Source organism: Pseudorhodobacter sp. (assembly GCF_030452865.1).
Classification (GTDB): Bacteria; Pseudomonadota; Alphaproteobacteria; order Rhodobacterales; family Rhodobacteraceae; genus Pseudorhodobacter.
Genome location: NZ_JAKDLJ010000269.1, coordinates 1 through 5,086, shown reverse-complemented (window position 1 = coordinate 5,086; position 5,086 = coordinate 1). Strand labels below are relative to the sequence as shown.

Genomic DNA, 5,086 nt, shown 5'->3' with positions numbered 1-5,086 from the left:
GGGTGGTGCGCGGGGTGAAGGTGCCGGTTCTGGTGGCGGCGCGTGCTTTCGCGCCGATCACGAAGGTTTTGCTGGCGTTTGATGGTGGGGCGTCGTCACAGCGCGCGCTGGAACGTATCGCGCAAAGCCCGATCATGTCGGCGCTGGAGGTGACGGTGGTAACCGTTGGCGACAGCCCGGCAGTCGAGGCGCGGCTGGAGGCGGCGCAGGCGCATTTGCAAACACTTGGGGTCGCGGCAAAAACCGTGCTGGTCGCGGGTCAGCCTGAAACCGCGCTTGGCAAACTGGTGGAGGAACAGGGGTTTGACCTGTTGGTGATGGGGGCTTATGGCCATAGCCGCATCCGCAGCATGATCATCGGCTCCACCACCACCGAGATGATCCGCTCCTGCAAGGTTCCGGTGCTGTTGGTGCGCTGATCGCCTTGGCAGGGGTCGTTTTGCGGCTTTTTCTATCGGCCGCTGCGCGGTGCCCTGCACAAAGGGGTTGAACTGTGACGCGGCTTTGGATTGCATGGCCATATCGTACCGGCTTGAAAGACCAGCGCCATGCCGCCCAAACGCAATGTCTTGTTGATTGTGATCGACCAGCTTCGCGCGGATTGTCTGTCCGGCGCATTGGCGGCGGTGACACCTTTGCCCCATCTGCGCGCTTTGATGGCAGAGGCGGTCAGCTTTGAGCGGCATTATTCGGTGGTGAACCCCTGCGGGCCGTCGCGCGCCTCTATCCTGACCGGGCAATATGCGATGAACCATCGCGCCATCCGCAATGGCACCCCTCTGGCCCACGATACGCCGAACATCGCCACCGAAAGCCGCAAGGCAGGGTATTTGCCGCTGCTTTACGGCTATACAGATTCGGCGCAAGATCCGCGCAGCTATGATCCGCGCGACCCGGCGCTGACGAGTTATGAGGAGGTGATGCCGGGTTTTCATGAGGAAGTGGAGATGCGGCTGGAGAAAAGCCTACCGTGGCGCGCCGATCTGCTTTCCAAAGGCTATGACGTTCCCGAGTATCCCGATATTTTCCGCCCCGGTGGCACGGAACTGGATGGCCCCGCCTTGTACCGCGCCGAGGACAGCGACACCGCATTCCTGACCGACCAATTCCTGCGCGGGCTGTTGGGGCGGCCCGGCGGCTGGTTCGCGCATCTGACCTATATCCGCCCGCATCCGCCGCTGGTCGCGCCCGCACCCTATAACCGTTTGGTGGTGCGTGGCGATATTCCCGCGCCGACAACAATCGGCAATGCGGCGTTTGAGGCGGCGCAGCATCCGTTCCTGCCGTTTGCGCAGGCCAAGACGCCGATTTCGGCTGTGGTCGAAGGTTTCCCCGATCTGGAACCGACAGATGAAAACATCGCCACGCTGCGCGCTGTCTATTTCGGCCTCGCGGCGGAGGTCGATCATCATATCGGGCGGGTAATTGCGGCGCTGAAGGCGGCGGGGATTTATGACGACACGCTGTTGGTTGTGACTGCCGATCACGGGGAAATGCTGGGCGATCACCATCTTTGGGGCAAGTCGAGCTTTTATGATGCCGCCTTTCATACCCCGCTGATCATCCGTGACCCGGCGGCAAAGGCAGGCCATGGACGACGGGTGGATGCGCCGACGGAATCCATCGACATTACACCGACGATCCTGCGCTGGTTGGGCCGGGTGCCGCCGGATACGATGGACGGGCGCGATCTGACGCCGTTCCTTGAGAACGAAACGCCGGATCAATGGCGGGAATTCACCTTCTCCGAACTTGAATTCGGGGAGCCGATCGCGCCAACCGCCGCGCAAGCCGGCCTGGGGCTGTCCCCCGAACAGGCCAATCTGGCGATCCTGCGCGGTCCGACCCACACGCTTGTCCATTTCAACGCGGGCTTGCCGCCAATGCTGTTCGATCACCGTTCGGATGGCGAGGCGCGCAATGTTGCGGCGGATGGCGACCAGCAATCCCATCTGCTCGCGATGTCGCGCGCCATGCTTGACCATCGCATGACCCATGCGGGGGGGCGCTTTGGGCGTACCTCCATCACGCAGAGCGGCGCAAGAGTTGCAGCCAAACACCAAAATTGATCGGCTCATCAGTATTTTTACCAAACAGCACGCTTGACGGATTTTTGATCGTAAGATCATACTTCGGTCACGGTATCTTGCCGACCCTGCCGAAAATTGCGGTGGGCACGGGCAGGGGGATACGCTGACAACTGGCCATATCCAGAGAAAGGAACTGGACCTATACCCTGGAGCCGCCGCTCCGTAGCCTCTGTTTCCCACAAAGCTACAAAGACAAAAACAGGAAGAAACTTCCGAATCTACGTCAACGACAGGAGAGAACATGAAACGATTTTTGTTAGGCAGCGGTGCGCTGCTTCTTTTGCCATTCGCGGCTTTCGCCAATTGTCCCGGCATTACCGTCGCGGATATGGGCGGCGTCGCCCCCGGCGCCTTTCCTGAACAATATGAGCTGTCTGAATTCCAGACGGCAGCCAATTGCACGATGGAAATGTCGGCCAACCCCGGCATCGAAGGCTTCAACGCCCAGATCCGCAACAACCCGGCCTTGCCTGCGCTGGCTGACCGTATCCCGGCAGAGCCGCTTGTGGTGGTGCCATACGACAAGATCGGCACTTACGGCGGCACGCTGGACGGCATGTCAGAGGCGAATGAGGCGGGAACTTCCGACTTCATGTCACTGCGCCATGTGAACCTTGTGCGCTATGACGATGACCTTGAAACCATCGTCCCGAACGTCGCCAAATCCTGGAGCTGGAATGATGACTATACCGAACTGACCTTCAAACTGCGCAAAGGGCAGAAATGGTCTGACGGTCAACCCTTCACCTCGGCGGATGTGAAATTCTGGTACGATAATCTGGAGCTTGATACAAATATCAACGAAAAGCCCAAGGATTATGTGACCGTCGCCGGCCAGCCGATGGTCGTGGAAGCGCCGGATGATGAAACCGTTATCTTCAAGCTCCCAGCGCCCAAGCCCGGCCTGCTGGCGCATTTCGCGACCCATTTCGCACAGGCTTTCCAACCCAAGCACTTCCTCGGCCAGTTCCATCCCGCGATCAACCCTGATGCCGACAAGCTGGCAAAGTCCTTGGGCTTTGAGAATGGCTATGCGGTGATCAAGGCGTATTACGGCAACTCCGACTGGATGGATACCGGCACGCCGATGCTGAATTCACCAGACAAGGTGGCGAAGATGCCGGGCGATGCCGCCCCGACATTGGAAAGCTTCATCGTCGTCAAGGAAACCACCGAAGGGCGGCATTTCGTCGCCAACCCGTACTTTTACCAGGTTGATACCGAGGGCCATCAACTGCCCTATATCAATGAAATGGATGAGGTTTTTGTTAACGACCAACAGGTGCGTTTGTTGAAATTCGTCAACGGAGAGGTGGATTACAAAGCGCAAAGCATGCAGCTTTCCGATGCGCCTTTGCTATTGGAAAATCAGGAATCGGGCAAGTACACGATCCAGTTGAAGCCGCGCATCTCGATGCACGCGATCTCCTTCAACGTCACCCATCCCGATCTTGAAAAGCGCAAGATCTTTGGCGATGTCAATTTCCGCAAGGCGATGTCAACCGCGATCAACCGCGATGCGATGAACGAAACCGCCTATTTCGGGCAGGGCACCATTCAGCAGTATACCGGCTTCTCGCCGCTTCCGGCCTATATTGATCCAAAGTGGAAAGACTTTGAGACCAAGTATGATCCCGATGCGGCAAAGGCGGCGCTGGATCAATTGGGCGTTGTCGACAAGGATGGCGACGGATTCCGGGATTTGCCGAACGGCGATCCGCTGGTGCTGAACCTGCAATTTGCGACCCAGGGCATTGCAGGACAGGTTGTCGAACTCGTCAGCCAGAACTGGGCGGATATCGGGATCAAATCTGTGGTCAAGGAAGTGACCTCGGATGAGTATCGCTCCGCGCAATCGGCGAACCAGCTTGATGTCGGGCTATGGGAAAAGGGCCAGCCAGTCGGCATCATCCTTGGTAACAACGAACTGTGGGTGCCGCCGTTCGAGAACTACTTTGCGCATCGTACCGGCATGCTCTGGGCCGAATGGGTTGACAGCAAAGGCGCCAGCGGGGTGGAGCCGCCGGATTACGTCAAGCAGATGATGGCGGATATCGACCTGCTGCAATCCACGCCTTCGGGAACCGACAAGTTCAAGGAAACCGCGAACCGTCTGGTTGAAAACATGGTGTCGAACATGCTGTTCATCGGCACGGCCATCACGCCAAGCCCGCTCTACTTCAGCAACCGCCTTGGCAACGTGCCGGAGTTCAAGACGGCGTCCTATGAATACTACCGGACCTATCCGTACCGCGCCTCGCAGTGGTACATCAAGAACTGAGGTCTGATACCCTCAATCGGTCGTGGCGCGCATTTTGCCCGCCACGGCCAGTTATCCCCTCGACACGGACGCCGCAGCTTAACCTTGCAGGACGCTTCCTATGATCCAATTCGCATTGACTCGTGCCTTCATGGCCCTTGTCACCTTGCTTACCGTTTCTTTGATTGTCTTTACATTGATGGAATTGGTCCCCGGAACTTGCGCGGAACGGTATCTGGCGTTCAAGAACACCTCAGGTTCACAAATCTCCATTGCTGATATCGAGATGGAAAAACGCAGGCTTGGCCTTGACCGACCTTTTGCGGTGCGCTGGGGGTCTTGGGTCTACAACGTGTTTGTGCATGGCGAGTTTGGCGAAAGCTGCATCCTGCGGTTGAACATCAATCAGTTGCTGGCTGACAAGTTCTGGATTTCGCTGGGAATTTGTCTGTCTGCGTTGATCCTGTCCTATTCGATTGCTGTCCCCATAGGCATCCTTTCCGCCAGTTCCGACAGTGCGGTGGCCAACAACTCCCTGCGTTTTGTCAGCTACCTTGGGCTTGCGCTGCCCAACTTCCTTTTGGCCCTCATCATCATGCTGATCTCAACCGTCTATTTCGGCGACAGCATGACGGGGTTATTTTCCAAAGAATATCGAGACGCTGCCTGGTCCTGGGCTAAATTCGGCGATTTCCTGTCGCGGGCCTGGTTGCCGATCTTCATTCTCGGCTGGTCC

General features: G+C 57.8%; 3 protein-coding genes and 1 pseudogene. All 4 read left to right on the top strand.

The window, feature by feature from the left end:
- On the top strand, window positions 1–419 hold a 419-nt coding region (locus L0H65_RS14225), incomplete at its 5' end, for a universal stress protein (protein WP_301459708.1).
- Between the two features lie 129 nt (window positions 420–548).
- Window positions 549–2,069 carry a sulfatase-like hydrolase/transferase gene (locus L0H65_RS14220; protein ID WP_301459707.1) on the top strand — a complete coding sequence of 507 codons (1,521 nt, stop codon included), beginning with the start codon at window positions 549–551 and terminating at the stop codon, window positions 2,067–2,069.
- A gap of 262 nt (window positions 2,070–2,331) precedes the next feature.
- Window positions 2,332–4,371 carry an ABC transporter substrate-binding protein gene (locus L0H65_RS14215; RefSeq protein ID WP_301459706.1) on the top strand — a complete coding sequence of 680 codons (2,040 nt, stop codon included), beginning with the start codon at window positions 2,332–2,334 and terminating at the stop codon, window positions 4,369–4,371.
- Window positions 4,372–4,471: 100 nt separating this feature from the next.
- Window positions 4,472–5,086 (top strand): annotated as a pseudogene (locus tag L0H65_RS14210) (ABC transporter permease); the annotation flags it as partial.